This window comes from Mesorhizobium sp. WSM4815 (genome assembly GCF_055811575.1).
Genome location: NZ_JBVVQS010000028.1, coordinates 1 through 329 on the forward strand (window position 1 = coordinate 1; position 329 = coordinate 329).

Below are 329 nucleotides of genomic sequence, written 5' to 3' on the forward strand. Positions count from 1 at the left end.
TCGAGGCCGACGTCAAAACCTTCGGTCATGCCGAGCGCCGGCATGATATCGCGCAGCTTTTCCTTCGACGCGTCGACGACATGCTGGACGCCGAGTTTTTTCGCCAGCGCCAGCCGCACCGGGTTGATGTCGGTGATGACCACCTTTCGCGCGCCGACGCACTGCGCCACCAGCGCAGCCATGATGCCGATCGGCCCGGCGCCGGTGACCAGCACGTCCTCGCCGACCAGATCAAAGGACAGTGCGGTGTGGACCGCATTGCCCAGCGGATCGAAGATTGCGGCGATCTCGTCGGGCACGTCGTCGGGGATCGGCACGACGTTGTGCTG

1 protein-coding gene is annotated in these 329 nt (G+C 65.0%); it reads right to left on the minus strand.

Features of this window, described 5'->3' with window-relative positions; all coding sequences use genetic code 11:
• Window positions 1-329, minus strand: a 329-nt coding sequence (locus AC0L2B_RS00110; protein ID WP_473743620.1) for a zinc-binding dehydrogenase, incomplete at both ends; no start/stop codon positions are given.